At 62.8% G+C, this 16,347-nt stretch carries 12 protein-coding genes; 6 read left to right on the top strand and 6 right to left on the bottom strand.

What is annotated here, in order from left to right:
- Window positions 1–73 precede the first annotated feature (73 nt).
- On the bottom strand, window positions 74–1,504 hold the full coding sequence (gene der, locus DEJ54_RS10265; protein ID WP_113154478.1) for a ribosome biogenesis GTPase Der: 1,431 nt from the start codon (window positions 1,502–1,504) through the stop codon (window positions 74–76).
- Between the two features lie 19 nt (window positions 1,505–1,523).
- Entirely contained in the window at window positions 1,524–2,189 is a 666-nt protein-coding gene (locus tag DEJ54_RS10260; RefSeq protein WP_113154477.1) for a tetratricopeptide repeat protein, read from the bottom strand.
- A gap of 217 nt (window positions 2,190–2,406) precedes the next feature.
- On the opposite strand from DEJ54_RS10260, the gene DEJ54_RS10255 reads away from it, so the two are divergent.
- Window positions 2,407–3,414: a polysaccharide deacetylase gene (locus tag DEJ54_RS10255; RefSeq protein WP_245447488.1), complete on the top strand. Its 1,008-nt coding sequence runs from the start codon at window positions 2,407–2,409 to the stop codon at window positions 3,412–3,414.
- A gap of 63 nt (window positions 3,415–3,477) precedes the next feature.
- Here the strand turns inward: DEJ54_RS10255 and DEJ54_RS10250 are convergent, their stop codons facing one another.
- Window positions 3,478–5,067, bottom strand: a complete 1,590-nt coding sequence (locus DEJ54_RS10250) for a BCCT family transporter (RefSeq protein ID WP_113154476.1) — start codon at window positions 5,065–5,067, stop codon at window positions 3,478–3,480.
- A 425-nt stretch (window positions 5,068–5,492) separates the two neighbouring features.
- Here DEJ54_RS10250 and DEJ54_RS10245 point away from each other — a divergent pair, with 425 nt between their 5' ends.
- The 3 genes from DEJ54_RS10245 (at window position 5,493) to DEJ54_RS10235 (ending at window position 9,050) form a co-directional block, all read left to right on the top strand.
- The gene (locus tag DEJ54_RS10245) at window positions 5,493–5,762 is read left to right on the top strand and encodes a YMGG-like glycine zipper-containing protein (RefSeq protein ID WP_113154475.1); all 270 of its coding nucleotides are present in this window, start codon (window positions 5,493–5,495) and stop codon (window positions 5,760–5,762) included.
- 207 nt (window positions 5,763–5,969) lie between these two features.
- Complete coding sequence (locus DEJ54_RS10240; protein ID WP_113154474.1) at window positions 5,970–6,935, top strand: sugar-binding transcriptional regulator; 966 nt, start codon at window positions 5,970–5,972, stop codon at window positions 6,933–6,935.
- A 60-nt stretch (window positions 6,936–6,995) separates the two neighbouring features.
- Window positions 6,996–9,050 (top strand): bifunctional aldolase/short-chain dehydrogenase, encoded by a 2,055-nt coding sequence (locus DEJ54_RS10235; protein ID WP_113154473.1) that lies wholly within the window; start codon window positions 6,996–6,998, stop codon window positions 9,048–9,050.
- A gap of 963 nt (window positions 9,051–10,013) precedes the next feature.
- Here the strand turns inward: DEJ54_RS10235 and DEJ54_RS10230 are convergent.
- The 3 genes from DEJ54_RS10230 to DEJ54_RS10220 are packed head-to-tail and all read right to left on the bottom strand — an operon-like array spanning window position 10,014 to window position 13,697.
- Window positions 10,014–11,069, bottom strand: coding sequence for a substrate-binding domain-containing protein (locus DEJ54_RS10230; RefSeq protein WP_113154472.1), 1,056 nt, complete (start codon window positions 11,067–11,069; stop codon window positions 10,014–10,016).
- A 39-nt stretch (window positions 11,070–11,108) separates the two neighbouring features.
- The gene (locus DEJ54_RS10225) at window positions 11,109–12,176 is read right to left on the bottom strand and encodes an ABC transporter permease (protein WP_245291769.1); all 1,068 of its coding nucleotides are present in this window, start codon (window positions 12,174–12,176) and stop codon (window positions 11,109–11,111) included.
- 3 nt (window positions 12,177–12,179) lie between these two features.
- Window positions 12,180–13,697 carry a sugar ABC transporter ATP-binding protein gene (locus tag DEJ54_RS10220; RefSeq protein WP_113154471.1) on the bottom strand — a complete coding sequence of 506 codons (1,518 nt, stop codon included), beginning with the start codon at window positions 13,695–13,697 and terminating at the stop codon, window positions 12,180–12,182.
- 212 nt (window positions 13,698–13,909) lie between these two features.
- On the opposite strand from DEJ54_RS10220, the gene mtnK reads away from it, so the two are divergent.
- Window positions 13,910–15,175 (top strand): S-methyl-5-thioribose kinase, encoded by a 1,266-nt coding sequence (gene mtnK, locus DEJ54_RS10215; protein WP_113154470.1) that lies wholly within the window; start codon window positions 13,910–13,912, stop codon window positions 15,173–15,175.
- Window positions 15,172–16,281 carry an S-methyl-5-thioribose-1-phosphate isomerase gene (gene mtnA / locus DEJ54_RS10210; protein WP_113154469.1) on the top strand — a complete coding sequence of 370 codons (1,110 nt, stop codon included), beginning with the start codon at window positions 15,172–15,174 and terminating at the stop codon, window positions 16,279–16,281. Before mtnK ends, mtnA begins: the two co-directional genes overlap by 4 nt.
- Window positions 16,282–16,347: the final 66 nt, after the last annotated feature.

The following is a 16,347-nucleotide window of genomic DNA, read 5'->3' as shown; positions in this document are numbered from 1 at the left end:
GGCAGCCAAGAAAAAACGGGCCCTGCCATGCAGAGCCCGTTCAAAAACCTTGTGATGTGGCGTCACACCGCTCTCAGCGACGCTTCTTCGCCCGCCCCGCATAGGGGTTGTCGGAGGTGCGCAGCGCCATGCGGATCGGCACGCCATGGAGGTTGAAGGTCTCGCGCAGACCATTCACCAGATAGCGCACATAGGATTGCGGCATCGCCTCTGGACGCGAGCACGAGACCACAAAGCCCGGCGGACGCGTCTTGATCTGCGTGATGTACTTCACCTTCAGGCGGCGGCCTGCAACGGCCGGCGGCGGGTGCTGCGTGGTCGCGCCCTCGAGCCAGCGGTTGAGCCGGCCGGTGGAAATGCGGCTGTTCCAGGTGCGGTGCGTCTTCTCGACGGCTTCCATCAGCTTGTCGAAGCCACGCCCCGTCTCTGCCGAGATCGGCACGGCCTGAAGCCCGCGCACCTGCGGCAACAGCCGCTCGGTCTTTTCGCGCAGTTCGGCCAGCGTTTCCTGCCGGTCCTCGATCAGGTCCCACTTGTTGAACGCGATGACCGGCGCACGGCCCTCACGCATGATCAGGTCGGCGATCTGCAGATCCTGCTTCTCAAAGGGAATGGTCGCATCGAACACCACGATCACCACTTCGGCGAAGCGCACGGCCCGCAGCCCATCGGCGACGGAGAGCTTTTCCAGCTTTTCCTGCACGCGCGCCTTGCGGCGCATGCCTGCCGTATCGAACAGCTTGATCTTGCGGTCGCGCCACTGCCAGTCGACAGAGATCGAATCGCGCGTGATGCCGGCTTCCGGCCCCGTCAGCATGCGATCTTCGCCCAGAAGTGCGTTGATGAGCGTCGACTTGCCCACATTGGGTCGGCCAACAATGGCGATCCGCAGCGGCTTGGAGGTATCGTAATGCGCCTCCTCTTCCGAATCGGGCTCGATGTCCTCGCCGACCGCAATTTCGTCCGTCGTGACGATGATGTCTTCCGGCTCTTCAGCCAGCGCCACGTCTTCGCCAAGGCCCTCAACGATGGCGTCGCGCAGGTCGGACATGCCCAGACCATGCTCCGCCGAAATCTCGACCGGATCGCCAAGCCCGAGTTCCCAGGAATCGAGAACACCGCTGCGGGCGGCATTCACGTCCATCTTGTTGGCGACCAGCACCACCGGTTTGCCGCGGCGGCGCAGAAGATTGGCGAAGGTCGCATCGTCCGGCATCACGCCGACGCGCGCATCGATCATGAACAGCGCAATGTCTGCTTCCTCGATCGCCTGCTCCGTCTGAACGCGCATGCGCCCTTCCAGCGTCGGCGCGGCGGCGCTCTCCAGCCCCGCCGTATCGATCACCTCAAAACGAAGATCCTGCAGGCGCGCGGGATGCGAACGCCGGTCGCGCGTGACGCCGGGCGTGTCATCGACAATGGCCAGACGACGCCCGGCGAGCCGGTTGAACAGCGTCGACTTGCCGACATTGGGTCGGCCGATGATTGCAAGCTTGAAAGCCATAGAGTTACACCGGTTACGGCTATTCAGCCGGGCCTGAGCCGAGAATCAGTTCCACCATCATTTCGGCGCGCTGACGCGTGTTGCGCGGCGCGGCTGCATCGCCCGAGATCTGCTGGAAAAGCGTCAGCGCGTCGTCGCGCTTGCCTTCCTTCCAGGCTGCCAGACCGAGCGCCTCGCGCGCCGTGTGGCGCAGCGCGTTGCCATCGGCCGTCAGCGTCTCGACGCGGGCTGCAACATCCGCATAGGAACCATGGTCAACCAGAATCAGGCCGGCCCGCAGCCTTGCCGTATCGGCAATGACGTCGGTCACCGACTTGTCGGCGGCAATCTCGTCGAATGCGGCGACCGCACCATCGGCGTCGCCGTCAGCCGACAGAACCGTGGCTGCGCGCATGCGTGCCAGAAGCGGATAGGAGCCATAGCCGCTTCCCTCGAGTTCCTCGAATGCGGCCAGCGCCTCTGCGGTTTCACCCTGACGCGCCAGATCAAGCGCCTGCGAGAACGCGTCACCCGATGCATTGGCCTGCGAAGAGGTCCAGCGCTCATAGCCCACATAGCCGGCGGTAGCGACCACGAGCAACACGGCCGCACCAATGGCGACCGGGCCAAATCGACGCCACAGCGACTTGAACTGATCCTGGCGGAGCTCTTCGTTGACTTCGCGAATAAAACTGTCGTCGGACATATGCGACCCATGTTTAGCGGGATGTCCCGCAATGTTCCCGGTTTCGGGCTTTTTAGACTAAATTTGTCGCCATGGAAGGGGGCGAGCGCGATTCCACCTCATTCTGTTGATTTCCGGCCTTTTCATGGCGTCTTGTTTCAACAGGTCTTTGCCTTCCAAACTCGGCCATATTTGTTCGCTACCGCTGCGTCGACTTTGCATTCTGGATATTGAGATCATGCTCAAATTACTCTGCGCCGGGGCGTCCGCGCTGGCGCTGACAAGCTCTTGTTTCGCCAACGATGCCGCACCGACTGACAAGCCTCAGACCGCCAGGCCGCAATATGTAATCATTTCGTTCGATGGCGCGCTCCATCTGGAGCAGTGGCAGCGCAGCCGCGCAATCGCCGAAAAGACCGGCGCGCGCTTTACCTATTTCCTCTCCTGCGTCTACCTGCTCTCGCCGGAGACCCGCAAAGCCTATCAGGCGCCGGGCATGTCACGCGGGCGCTCGAATGTGGGTAGCGGTTACAGCCGTGAGGATGTCGAGGGCCGGCTCGGCCAGATCTGGACCGCCCGCTCCGAGGGTCATGAAATTGCCAGCCATGGCTGCGGGCATTTCGACGGCAAGGACTGGAACGCAGCCGACTGGGGCCAGGAGTTCGACGAGTTCAGCAATATCGTCGCCAATGCCTGGAAGCTCAACGAGATCGAAGGCGAGCCGAAAGAGTGGCAGGATTTCGCCCGCAACGAAATCCACGGCTTCCGCGCGCCCTACCTCTCCACCAACAAGGGCCTGTTCCAGACTCTCGCTCAAAAGGGTTTTGCCTATGACGCCAGCACCGTGTCGCGCGGGCCTGCCCTGCCGAAAGCGCGTGGCGGCGTCGTGCGCTTTTCGCTTCCGCTGATCCCGGAAGGGCCACGCGAGAGGCAGGTCATCGCCATGGACTACAATCTTTATGTCCGCCATTCCGGCGGCAAGGAGAAGCCCGAGGCGGCCCCGGCCTTCGAGAAGCGCACCCATGATGCATTCATGGCGTCCTTCAGGAAAGAGTATGATGGACGCCGCACGCCCCTTCAGCTCGGCTTCCACTTCACCCTCATGAATGACGGCGCGTACTGGGATGCGCTAGAGCGTTTTGCCGGTGACGTCTGCGGCATGGATGACGTGAAATGCGTGAGCTACCGCGATTATCTGGCGGCCACCCAAAAGGCCGAAGCCCCGCCAGCGCAGGGCGGCACCTGATTGCAGGACAAAAAGGCCCCGGCGCTTGGCGCCGGGGCCTTCTCTTAAGGCGAAGACCGAAATTTAGTTCCCGGCCGCCCGCTCGCTCATCAGCGCCTTGTAGGTCGCATAAAGCATGACCACGAGCAGGATCGCGAACGGGAATCCCGTCGCAATCGCACCGGCCTGAAGCGCGGCCAGCCCGCCGCCGAGCAACAGCACGATCGCCACGAGCCCTTCAAACAGCGCCCAGAAGACACGCTGCGCCACCGGCGCGTCGATCTTGCCACCGGCAGTGATCGTGTCGATCACCAGCGAGCCCGAATCCGAAGACGTTACGAAGAAGACGATCACCAGAATGATGCCGATCAGCGAGCTGATGCTGGCCAGCGGCAGATCCGCCAGCATCGCGAACAGCGAAAGCTCCGGCACATAGTCCACCACCGTCTGCTGAACGCCCGTATAGCCTTCTGCAAGAAACTGGTTCATGGCCGTACCGCCGAACGTGGTCATCCAGAGGATCGAAACCAGCGTCGGAATGATGAGCACGCAGACGATGAACTCACGCACCGTGCGCCCCTTCGAAACGCGGGCGATGAACATGCCCACAAAGGGTGACCAGGAAATCCACCACGCCCAGTAGAACGTGGTCCAGCCATGCATGAAGCCGGTGTCTTCACGGCCGATCCAGTTCGAAAGCTGCGGCAGCTCCTTCACATAGGACCACGTGTTGGAGAAAAAACCGGTGATGATCGCCAGCGTCGGCCCGAAGATGATGACGAAGCCCAGAAGAAGGATGGCGAGCACCATGTTGATCTCGGAGAGGCGCTTCACGCCCGCATCGAGACCCGCCACCACGGAAATCAGCGCCACGCCGGTGATGCACATGATGAGCAGCACCTTCACCGTGTCGGTGTTGGGAACGCCGTAAAGCTCGTTGAGGCCGGCCAGCGCCTGCGACGCACCGAACCCCAGCGATGTGGCCAGACCGAACAGCGTGGCGAACACCGCCATGATGTCGATCAGATGCCCCGCCCAGCCGCGCACGCGCTCCCCGAGGATCGGGAAGAAGGCCGAGCGAATGGAGAGCGGCAGGCCCTTGTTGTAGGCGGCAAGCGAAAGCGAAAGCGCCAGAACCGCGTAGATCGCCCAGGGGTGAAGCCCCCAGTGGAAGATGGTCGCCGCCATGCCCATTTCGCGGGCGGCCGGAACCGCTTCCGCAACCAGCTGTCCGTCCACAACCGGCGGGGTGAGGCCGAGCGGCGGATTGTTGAAATGATACATCGGCTCAAGCACGCCGAAGAACATCAGGCCAATGCCCATGCCAGCGGCAAACAGCATCGCGAACCAGCCGGAATAGGAATATTCGGGCACGGCGTCCTTGCCGCCCAGCCTGACCTTTCCGAGCGGCGTCAACGCCACCACAATGCAGAACAGAACAAACAGATTGGCCGACAGCATGAAGACCCAGTCAAAGGTCGAGGTCAGCCAGACCCTGAGACCGCCAAGCGCGTCGCCGGCGATATCGCGAAAAATCAGCGTGACGATCACAAATGCGACGATCAGCACGGCGGAAATGAAAAATACGGGATTGTGAACATCAAGACCAAGCAGACGGACATTGTCTTGCCCCGGCTCGAGTCCGTGGTCCTCCTCAATGACTTGATTTGACATGTTTCACTCCATCTCTGTCCGAGGGCTGGAAGCAAACGACAGTATGGCCGCCCACCACCGGAGCGCTCCTCCACAGGAGAAAACTTGGCCCAAAAGCGCCATCGCACATGGTCTGTATGCGACCTCAACGGTGTGGATTGAGACCAGAATCAGTCAAATAGTCGGCTAGCGGAACACGGCAAGTTCAACAAAAGGGGTGATTCTCGCCCAAATGCCTGCTTCGCCTTCGGAACCACCTCCGTTTGAACGGGGGAATTCACAGAATTAGGATTTAAATCGTCACAAACTATGCTTGTGATACCGAGTTTTGCCGGATTTCATGTGCATGGTATACGGCGATAGGGACATTGTTATATCAGACAGCTTCAAGCGGAACCAAATTGGCTTTCGAAGCTTATGATCAAGAAAAGAGTTGGAGAGGTTTTATGAAAAAGTCACTGCTTATCGTTCCGGCGCTGCTTCTGGGCGTTGCGGCCTGCACCCCCACCCAGCAGGGCGCAGCCTTCGGTGGCGCCAGCGGCGCAGCCATCGGCGCGCTCGCTTCCGGCAACAAGGTTGAAGGCGCACTCATCGGCGGCGCAGTCGGCACCGTGGCCGGCGCTCTGGTCGGTCGTTCGCAGGAAAACAGAAACGTCTGCGTCTACCGCGACGAGTATGGTCGCCGCTACGAAGCGCGCTGCCCGCAGGGTTACTGATCTGACTGGCAGCGCCCCGCGCTGCCCCTTAAAATCTGCAAAGGCCGGGATGCACATGCATCCCGGCCTTTCTCTTGTCCGGATCACCCGATCCGTCATGCCTGCCCGTCATGACTACAAGACCCGCTTCCCCATGGTTCGCGCTTCTTCCCGGCGACGAATTGACTTTTGTCAATCACCATGAATAATGTCGAAAGGAGGCGCGGAATGGCTTATCGTCCGGCAGAACAGATCATACACAAGGCCGCCTGGCTTTATTACACGCACGGCCTGCGTCAGGACGAGGTTGCGCAGCGGCTGAACATTTCGCGCGCGTCCGTGGCGCTTTATCTGCGCAAGGCGCGCGAAGCCGGCATCGTCAACATCTCCACCTCCACGCATCTCTTCAGCGGCGAGCGTCTTGCCCGCCAGATGGAAGACGCGTTCGGGCTTGAGACCGTCTGGCTCGTCGGCGAAGATGCGCTTTCGCCCTCTCCTCCTTCAGAGATCCCCACGCTTGCCGCCAATGTGTTTCTGGAGATGGTCGAGAATGGTAACCAGGTCTGCGTTGCCTGGGGCCGCACCGTGTACGACATCGCCGATGCAATGAGCTACGCCGACCGTGAGGGCGTCACGGTGGTGGAGATGTGCGGCAATCTCGGCTCGCCCTATGCCTACCGTCCCGACCAGTGCACCATGGAGATTGCCCGCCGGCTGAACGCCAAGGGTCTGAATTTCTACGCCCCGCTGGTGCTCAGCACCGAAGAGCTGGCGCGCGCCCTGCGCGAGGAGCCGGTCATCCGCGAACAGCTCGACGGGATCAGCGCCTGCGACATGGCGCTCTTCACGGTCGGCGCGCTGGACGCCGACAGCCATGTCATCAAATGCGGCGCGCTCAGCCTTGAAGAGCTTGAACGGCTGAAAACAATGGGCGCGACCGGCGTCATTGCCGGGCAGATCATCACCGCCGACGGCACCCTGCTCGACTGCGATTACAACCGGCGCATGATCTCTGCCGATTTCGACGCCATCCGCGCCATTCCCCGGCGGCTCATGGTGGTGCAGGAGGACGAGAAGTTCGAGCCCCTGCAGGCCGCCATCGCCGGCCGTTTCTTCACCCATCTGGTGACCACGTCATCCATGGCGACGAAGCTTCTGAAACACCACACCGCCAGTGAACCCACGCTGGCCTGATCAAAGCCAGCCTGATTGACGCCGGCAAGCGCAACCCTTCAAGACACGTACAGGACAGACATGCAGAACCTCTGGAAAGACAGCGAAGCCGAAAAGCTTGTCGAGCACTATGCGCAGAAGGGCGTCGCACGCGACCTGGCGCTGCGCGTCTACACGACCCGTCTTCTGGGCGGCGAGCCACGCCTCGTGCTGCATGGCGGCGGCAACACCTCGCTGAAAAGCCGCGCCACCGACATTCTGGGCCGCGAATATGATGTTCTGTGCGTCAAGGGCAGCGGCTGGGACATGGGCGTGATCGAGCCACAGGGCCTGCCTGCCGTGAAGATGGACGCGCTTCTGGCCGCCCGCGAACTGCCCTCCCTGTCGGATGAAGACATGGTGGCGATGCAGCGTGCAAACCTCATCGATCCGGGTTCTCCCAACCCGTCCATCGAAACGCTTCTGCACGCCTTCCTGCCGCACAAATTCGTCGACCACACCCATTCCACCGCGATCCTCGCACTGGTTGACCAGGAAGATTCCGAAGCGCTCTGCAAGAAGGTCTTCGGCGACCGGATGGGCTTTGTGCCCTACATCAAGCCGGGCTTCGACCTCGCCAAGGAAGCCGCCGACATCTATGACGCAAACCCGTCCGTCGAGGGCCTTATCCTCGACAAGCACGGCATCTTCACCTTCGCCGAGGACGCCAAGACGGCCTACGATCTCATGATCGAGTTCGTCACCATGGCCGAGGATTACGTCGCCGGGCACGGCAAGACGCCGTTCAACCCGGTGGTGCTGCCGAAGGAACTCGCCACCCCGTCGCAGATCATGCCCTACCTGCGTGGCGCAATCGCCATCGATGAGGGCGAAGGCAAATATGGCCGCATGGTCTGCGACTTCCGCACCTCGCCAAAGATCCTCGACTATGTGAACGCCGACACCGCCGAAGAGCTCGCCACCCGCGGCGTCTCCACGCCCGATCTGTCTATCCGCATCAAGACCGGCCCCATGGTTCTGCCCGCCCCCGAGGCCGGCAAGCTCGACGCCTATGGCAAGATCATCCGCGAAAAGGTCGCCGCGTTCTCGGACCGCTACAAGGACTATTTCGAGACCAACAACGCCGCCGACGATGTGGAGCGCACCATGCTCGACACAATGCCGCGCCTGACGCTGGTGCGCGGTCTCGGTCTCATCGGCCATGGCCGCAGCATGAAGGAAGCGAAGATCGCCGCCGATGTGGGCGAAATGCTGGTGGAAGCCGTCACTGGCGCCGAGGCCATCGGCTCCTTCCATCCGCTGGCGCTCTCCGACCTCTTCGAGCTTGAATACTGGTCTCTCGAACAGGCCAAGCTCGCGTCCAACAAGCCCAAACCGTTGTCCGGCCAGGTCACGCTGGTAACCGGCGGCGCCGGTGCAATCGGCGCAGCCACGGCGAAGCTGTTTGCCTCGCAGGGCGCGCATGTGGTCGTCGTCGACATGCATGCCGACAGGGCCGGGGATGTGGCCAAATCCATCGGCAATGGCGCAATCGGCATCGGCGCGGACGTGACCGACGCGACCGCCGTGCGCGCCGCCTTCGACAGGGCGCGTGATGTGTTCGGCGGCGTCGACATCGTGGTCTCCAACGCGGGTGCGGCCTGGGAAGGCAAGATCGGTGAGCTGGAAGACGCCACGCTGCGCCAGAGCTTTGAGCTCAACTTCTTCGCCCATCAGAGCGTGGCGCAGAACGCGGTGCGTCTCTTCAAACAGCAGGGCACCGGCGGCGTGCTGCTCTTCAACGCCTCCAAGCAGGCGGTCAATCCGGGAGCGAATTTCGGCGCTTACGGCCTGCCCAAGGCGGCGACGCTGTTCCTTTCGCGGCAATATGCGCTGGATTACGGCTCCATCGGCGTGCGTTCCAACGCGGTCAACGCCGACCGCATCCGCTCCGGCCTCCTCACCAACGAGATGATCGCCAACCGCTCCACCGCGCGCGGCGTCTCGGAGAGGGACTATATGGGCGGCAATCTTCTCGGCCTTGAAGTGCGCGCCGAAGACGTGGCGCAGGCTTTCCTGAACCACGCCCTCGCCGAACGCACCACCGCCGACGTCACCACCGTCGACGGCGGCAACATCGCAGCCGCCCTGCGGTAAGGACGCCGGCATACGGGCATTGGCCGTTCCGGCATGGCCCCTCGGGTCAAAGCCCGAGGATGACGAATGGCAGGAGTGGTGGCGTCAATCGCGGATACCGACGATCTGCATCCTCCCTCCCCCGTTCGTCATGCCCGCCCCCCGAGCCGGGTATCCATGCCTGAACGGCAAAACAAAAAGGGTGACCCAACAGCTGCGCTCTCCTTCTCCCCGCCAGCGGGGAGAAGGTGCCGGCAGGCGGATGAGGGGCGAGCGCCAACGCTCACAAGATCGCACCCGTCCTGCCGTAAGGACGCCGACATACGGGCATTGGCCGTTCCGGCATGGCCCCTCGGGTCAAAGCCCGAGGGTGACGAATGGCAGGAGTGGTGGCGTCAATCGCGGATGCCGACGATCTGCATCCTCCCTCCCCCGTTCGTCATGCCCGCCCCCGAGCCGGGTATCCATGCCTGAACGGCAAAACAAAAAGGGTGACCCAACAGCCGCGCTCTCCTTCTCCCCGCCAGCGGGGAGAAGGTGCCGGCAGGCGGATGAGGGGCGAGCGCCAACGCTCACAAGATCGCACCCGCCATCCCGCCCTCGCCCTTCGACAAGCGCAGGATGAGGGCTTTCGTCGCGGTGTCATCACAAAACATTCCCGCACACTTCAAGCCGCCATACGTCCTCCTGCCCTTCCCTCATCCTGAGTTCGTCGAAGGGCGGAGGAAAAGGCGCGCAACATCGCAGCCGCCCTGCGATAAGGACGCCGGCATACGGGCTTTGGCCGTTCCGGCATGGCCCCTCGGGTCAGAGCCCGAGGGTGACGAATGGCAAAAGTGGTGGCGTCAATCGCGGATACCGAAGATTTGCATCCTCCCTCCCCCGTTCGTCATGCCCGCCCCCGAGCCGGGTATCCATGCCTGAACGACAAAACAAAAAGGGCGGCCCGCAAGCCGCCCTTTCCATTCCACCCCACGCACTGCCTCAGTCGCGCGCAGGCAGCGGCATCCAGTCCGGCACCGCCACATCGGCATGGGCAAACTGTGGCATCTTCGCCGACAGATCGTCCATGTTCTTGATGTCGCCGTCGTTGAGCGCCTGCTGCGTGATCAGCGTCGGCGGAACGATGACGCTCTTGCCCGGCTCCTCGCCGGCCAGAAGCATGGCGAGCGCGCGCACCGAAACCTCGCCCACAACAGCAGGGTTCGTGGCGGCAGTCGCAACCCAGGCGCTGCCCGGCTCACGCATGGCCGAAATGTCGGCCGTCGAAACGTCAGCCGAATAGATCTTGATGCCATCGGAAAGGCCGGCCTCGTCCACGGCGATCTTCACGCCCTTGGCGAACTCGTCATAGGGCGCGAACATGACCTGGATGTCCGGGTTTGCCGTCACCACCGAGCGCGCCTGGTTGGCGACCGAGTTGGCGATCGGATTGTCGAGCGTGCCGAACTGCGCCACTTCCTCGATGCCCGGATATTTTTCCTTGAATTCGCGCCAGGTCTCGTCGCGGCGGTCGAGCGGTGCAATGCCGGCCACATAGACATAGCCAGCCTTCCACGCTTCGCCATTGTCGGCAACGGCCTGCTCAAGCGCCAGACGCGCCAGATCCCGGTCGGACTGCTCGATCTGCGGGATCGCATCATTTTCGACATTCACGTCGAAGGCCACGACCTTGATGCCCGCATCGACGGCGCGCTGGGCGGCTTCCTTCATGGATTCGGTCAGGCCGTGCTGGATGATGATGCCATCAACACCAAGCGCAATCGCCTGATCCACCATGTCAGCCTGAAGGGCGGCGTCCTGGCGGCTGTCGAGCACGCGCAGGTTCACACCCAGCGCCTCGGACTGCTTTTCCACGCCCGAAAGATAGGCCTGGAAGAAGTCGCCCGTGGAAAGATAGCGCACCAGCGCAATCTCCACATCACCCGGATTGTCGAACGGCGCGGGCTTGTCCTGTGCGCCGGCGGCTGCCGGCAGAAGCATGGTCGCGCCGGCCAGCGCCACGGCCATCTTGCCCAGAAGTCTGCGTGAAATTTCCATACTCTTTCTCCTCCACTGCCTGTTTGCTTTTGAACGGCGCTACCGGGCATTCCTCCCAAGCAGCGCAAAGGTGAAGATCAGAGCGATGACGAGCACCGCGCCCTTGACGAAATCCTGCGTGTAATACGGCACGTTCATCATGGTGAGCCCCTGCAGGAGCACGCCCACGAACAGCGCCCCGATGGCCGTGCCGAACGCATTCGGCTTGGCTGCACCCAGCACCGCAAAACCGATCAGCGCCGCCGCCACTGCATCCAGAAGCAGATTGTTGCCCGATGCGATGTCGCCGCGCCCAAGGCGCGCGGCCAGAAGAATGCCGCCGATGGAGGCGAAGACGCCCGAGATCACATAGGCCCAGATGCGGTAAGCCTTGACCGGCGCGCCGGCAAACTCCGCAGCGCGCGCATTCGATCCCACCGCATACATCATGCGGCCAAACCGCGTGTATTCGAGGAAGAACCAGATCAGGATCGCCAGCACGATCAGCACCACCACCGAGGCCGGCACGAGGTTTTCGATAAACAGATCGAACCGGTGCCGCCCCAGCGCCAGAAAGGCCTGGCTGAACGTGCCCTCGGCGGTCGAGCCATCGGGCAGCGTCATGCCGGTGGCGATGGAGCGCCCTTCGGTCGGAATGCGCTGCAGACCGATCAGCAGGAACATCATGCCGAGCGTCGCCAGAAGATCGGGCACGCGCATGTAACAGATGATCAAACCATTGATCAGCCCGACCAGCGCGCCGATCGCGAGACACACCAGAACCGCCACCAGTGCGTTCTGCTCCAGCACCACCATCACATAGGCCGCCGCCATCATGGAGCTTGTGGCGATGGAGCCGATGGAAAGGTCGAAGCCGCCCACCACCAGCGTCGCCGTCACGCCGAGCGCCAGAATGCCGGTGATCGAAACCGATTGCAGGATGAAGACCGCCGCCTGCGGCGAGGTGAAGCCGCGCGTCGCAAGCGAGAAGAAGATGATCAGCCCCACCAGAAGGCTCAGAAAGCCATAGCGGATTGCCAGCTCACGCAGCGAGCGGCCGTCTTTCGGCTGCGCCAGCGCCTCAGCCGGGGTTTCAACCGGGGTCTTGTCCGCCGTACGGCTGTCCATTCTCTAAACGCTCCCTGCGGGTTCCAGACGCTGGCCGGCAACTTCGGCCAGCAGCCGGTCCATATCCACGTCGGCATTGCGATGCTCGCCGACAATCGTGTTTTCGGACATGACGAGGATACGGTCCGCCGTCTCCAGCGCCTCGTCCAGTTCGGTCAGAAAGACCAGTGTTGCGCGGTCGCGGGCGCTTTCGCGCAGCTTGGCCGCAATGTCATGGCGCGCGGCAATGTCCACGCCCTGAAACGGCTCGTCCAGGATCAGAAGCCGCGAGGGCTGTGTCAGCCAGCGCGCCACCGTCACCTTTTGCTGGTTGCCGCCCGAAAGGGTCGCCAGATCGTCGCGCTCGGAGCGGCACACGATCTTGAGGTCCGCAATCTGCTCGCGCGCGGTCTGCCGTTCGGCCCGCCGCCGCGTCACGCTTATGTTCGAGAAGCGCGGCAGAAACGGCAGGCTCATATTCTCGTAGATGTTGAATTCCGGCACGATGCCGGTGGAGGCGCGGTCCTTGGCGACAAGAAACACGCCGTCCCTGATCGCGCTGGCCGGCGTTCTGGGCACATAGGCCCTGCCATCGAGCTGCATGGAGCCGGCAAGCGGCGCATGAATGCCGAACAGCGTTTCGGCAAGCCGGGTCTTGCCGACGCCCACAAGCCCCGTTACCGCCACCACCTCGCCCGCGCCCAGTTCCATGGAAAGCGGCTTTGCGCCCGGTGCGATGCGCAGATCGCGGACCGAGAAAACCGGCGCGCCGGCAGCGCGCGCATCAATGCTGTGCAGGCCGAGATTCTGGCCCAGCATCGCATTGACCGCGCCCTCATAGTCGAGCGGCTTTTCATCGAACTGCCCGACAATGGCCCCGTCACGCAGGCTGACAATCCGGTCGGCCAGACGCCGGATATCCGACATGCGGTGTGAAATGTAGAGAATGGCGACGCCGCGCGCCCTGAGCCGGTCGATCAGCTCAAAGAGCCGTTCTGCCTCATTGCTTGAAAGCGAAGAGGTGGGCTCGTCGAGGATCATCACCTGCGGTTCATGCGCCATGGCGCGCGCAATGGCCACCATCTGGCGGTCGGCGAGCGGCAGGTCGGTCACCTCGGCGCTGAGGTCGATCCCGAGCCCCATGCGCTCGGCCACCTCGCGCGCCTCGCGCCGCACCTTTCGTGGATTGAAGAAAAAGCCGCGGCCCGCGCCATTCAGCCGGTCGAGCACCAGATTGCTGGCCACGTCGAGCGCGCCCACCACACCGTCATTGATGTTTTGATGCACCGTCACCACGCCGGCGCGCATCGCTTCTGCCGGGGTGGCAGGAGAGAAGGGCCTGTCGCCCAGCATCATCACGCCACGGTCGGCGCGGTGAACGCCGCTCATGATCTTGACGAGCGTCGACTTGCCGGCGCCGTTGGCGCCCATCAGAACCGTTACCTCGCCAGCGCGCAGGTCGAGCCCCACTCCACGCAACACGGCGTTGGGTCCGAACGCCTTGGTCAGGCCGGCTATGCGAAAAATCGCGATGTCGCCCATGCTCTCCTCCCAAGGTGACGCTAACAGGTAACAAGCATTTGTCAACATGATTGACAAATGACAGAGCCTTGGTAGCGTGACGTCAGAACCGGTGGTGCAAACAGGAAGACCATCGCCCTTCTCGCCCGTGTGCGGGAGAAGGCGATGGCGGGCGGATGAGGAGCGAACGTCATGATTTGCGCGCGCCGGCGCGAACGGGAGGAGACAGAGACATGAAAGAGAACGCCTTTGAGGCCCTGACGGTGGAAACCCTGCCGGCGCGCCTGGGCAGCATCCCGGATATCGCCAATCGGCTTGGCGGAGTGCCTGCTGACTGGAAGGTCCGCGAGGTGGGCGACGGAAATCTCAATCTCGTCTTCATCGTCGAGGGCGGCAGCGAAACGCTCATCATCAAGCAGGCGCTTCCCTATGTGCGGCTCGTCGGCGACAGCTGGCCCCTGCCTCTGAAACGCTCCTTCTTCGAGTATCACGCACTCACCCGCCAGGAGCAGCGTGCGCCCGGCACCGTGCCCGCCGTCCATTACTTCGATGAGACGCAGGCGCTGATCGCCATGGAGTTCCTGTCGCCGCACATCATCCTGCGCCGCGCCCTCATCGAAGGCCAGGAGCTGCCGAAGATCGGCCGGGATCTCGGCCTGTTCATGGCCCGCACCCTGTTCCGCGGCTCTGACCTTTCCATGAAGGCATCGGAACGCAAGGCCGATCTCGCGCTCTTCTCCGACAATGTCGAACTCTGCGACATCACCGAAAACCTCGTTTTCTCCGATCCCTATTTCGAAGCGCCGATGAACCGGCACACGCCGGGCCTCGACGCGGTGGTGAAAGAGCTTCGTGCCGACCGCGACCTGAAGGTCGAGGCCCAGCGCATGAAGCACGCCTTCGCCTCGCGGGCGGAAACCATGGTGCATGGCGACCTGCATTCCGGCTCCGTCATGGTGACACCCGACGACACGCGCATCATCGATCCGGAATTCGCCTTCTATGGTCCCATGGCCTTCGACGTGGGCATGCTGATCGCCAATTACTGGATGGCCTATTTCTCGCAGCGCGGGCACGAGCAGAATGGCAACCGCGCCTCCATGCGCACCTATCTCCTGCGCGTCATCGACGAGACATGGAACACGTTCCGCGACGAGTTCGCCCATCTCTGGCGCACGGAACGCGGCGGCATGCTTTATCAGGCCGCCCTTTATGAAGATCAGGAGGATGGGCTCGCCGCCGAACAGGCGCTCAACCATGTCATCCACGATCTGTGGACCGACATGCTGGGCTTTGCCGGCATCGAGATGCACCGCCGCATTCTGGGCCTTGCCCACAATGCCGATTTCGAGGACATCGCCGATGAAGATCTGCGCGCCTCCTGCGAGACGGCAGCGCTCAAATTCGGCCGGCACATCGTCGTCAACCGCAACAGAATTCAATCGCTTGCCGAGCTTGATCGGCTGGCCGAGGCACTGGACCAGGGGAAACTGTCATGAAGGTCGCAGACAAGCACTACCGCACCATCTGGGTGAACGAGGATGGCTGGTCCGTCGATCTCATCGACCAGCGCTGGCTACCCCATGAGCTGCGCGTGGAAACCGTCAGCACCGTTGACGGCATCGCCACCGCGATCCGCGACATGTGGGTGCGCGGCGCACCGCTGATCGGCGTCACCGCCGCCTATGGCGTCGCCCTGCGCATGCGCGAAGACGCATCCGACGCGGCCCTTGATGCGGTCTGGGAAACGCTGCACGAAACGCGGCCCACGGCCATCAACCTGCGCTGGGCGCTGGACGAGATGCGCGGCCTTCTGGGCAAACTGCCCGCGAGCGAACGCGCCGAGGCCGCCTACAAACGCGCTGCCGAGATCGCCGACGAGGATGTCGAGCTCAACCGCAGCATCGGCCGTCACGGACTGGAAATCATTCGCGAAATCGCCACGCGCAAGAAGCCCGGCGAAACGGTCAACATCCTCACTCACTGCAATGCCGGCTGGCTCGCCACCGTCGATTTCGGCACCGCCACCTCGCCCATCTACCACGCGGTGGAAGAAGGCATTCCGGTGCATGTCTATGTGGATGAAACGCGCCCGCGCAATCAGGGCGCCCAGCTCACCGCCTGGGAGATGGCCGGCCACGGCGTGCCGCACACGCTGGTGGTGGACAATGCCGGCGGACATCTGATGCAGCATGGCATGGTCGACATGGTGATCGTCGGCACCGACCGCACCACCGCCGATGGCGATGTGTGCAACAAGATCGGCACTTATCTGAAAGCGCTGGCGGCAAGCGACAATGGCGTCCCCTTCTATGTCGCGCTGCCCTCGCCCACCATCGACTGGACCGTGCGCGACGGGGTGAAGGAGATCCCCATTGAAGAACGCTCGGGCGACGAGGTTTCGCTGGTGTGGGGCAAGGACGAGAGCGGCCAGGTGCGCCAGGTGCGCATTTCGCCGGACGCGACGCCCGCCGGCAACCCGGCCTTCGACGTGACGCCGGCGCGGCTTGTCACCGGCCTGATAACCGAGCGCGGCATTGCCGACGCCTCGCCCGAAGGGCTCGCCAAACTCTTCCCTGAACGGGCGAATGCAGACGCTGCGTGAATTTCAGAAAACGATTCAGAAATGGCCTGAAATGCGCTGATTTTGAATCGTTTTCCGCCAAACCGG

Source organism: Nitratireductor sp. OM-1 (assembly GCF_003296175.1).
Lineage (GTDB): Bacteria > Pseudomonadota > Alphaproteobacteria > Rhizobiales > Rhizobiaceae > Nitratireductor > Nitratireductor aquimarinus.
This window is presented reverse-complemented; position numbering and strand designations above follow the sequence as displayed.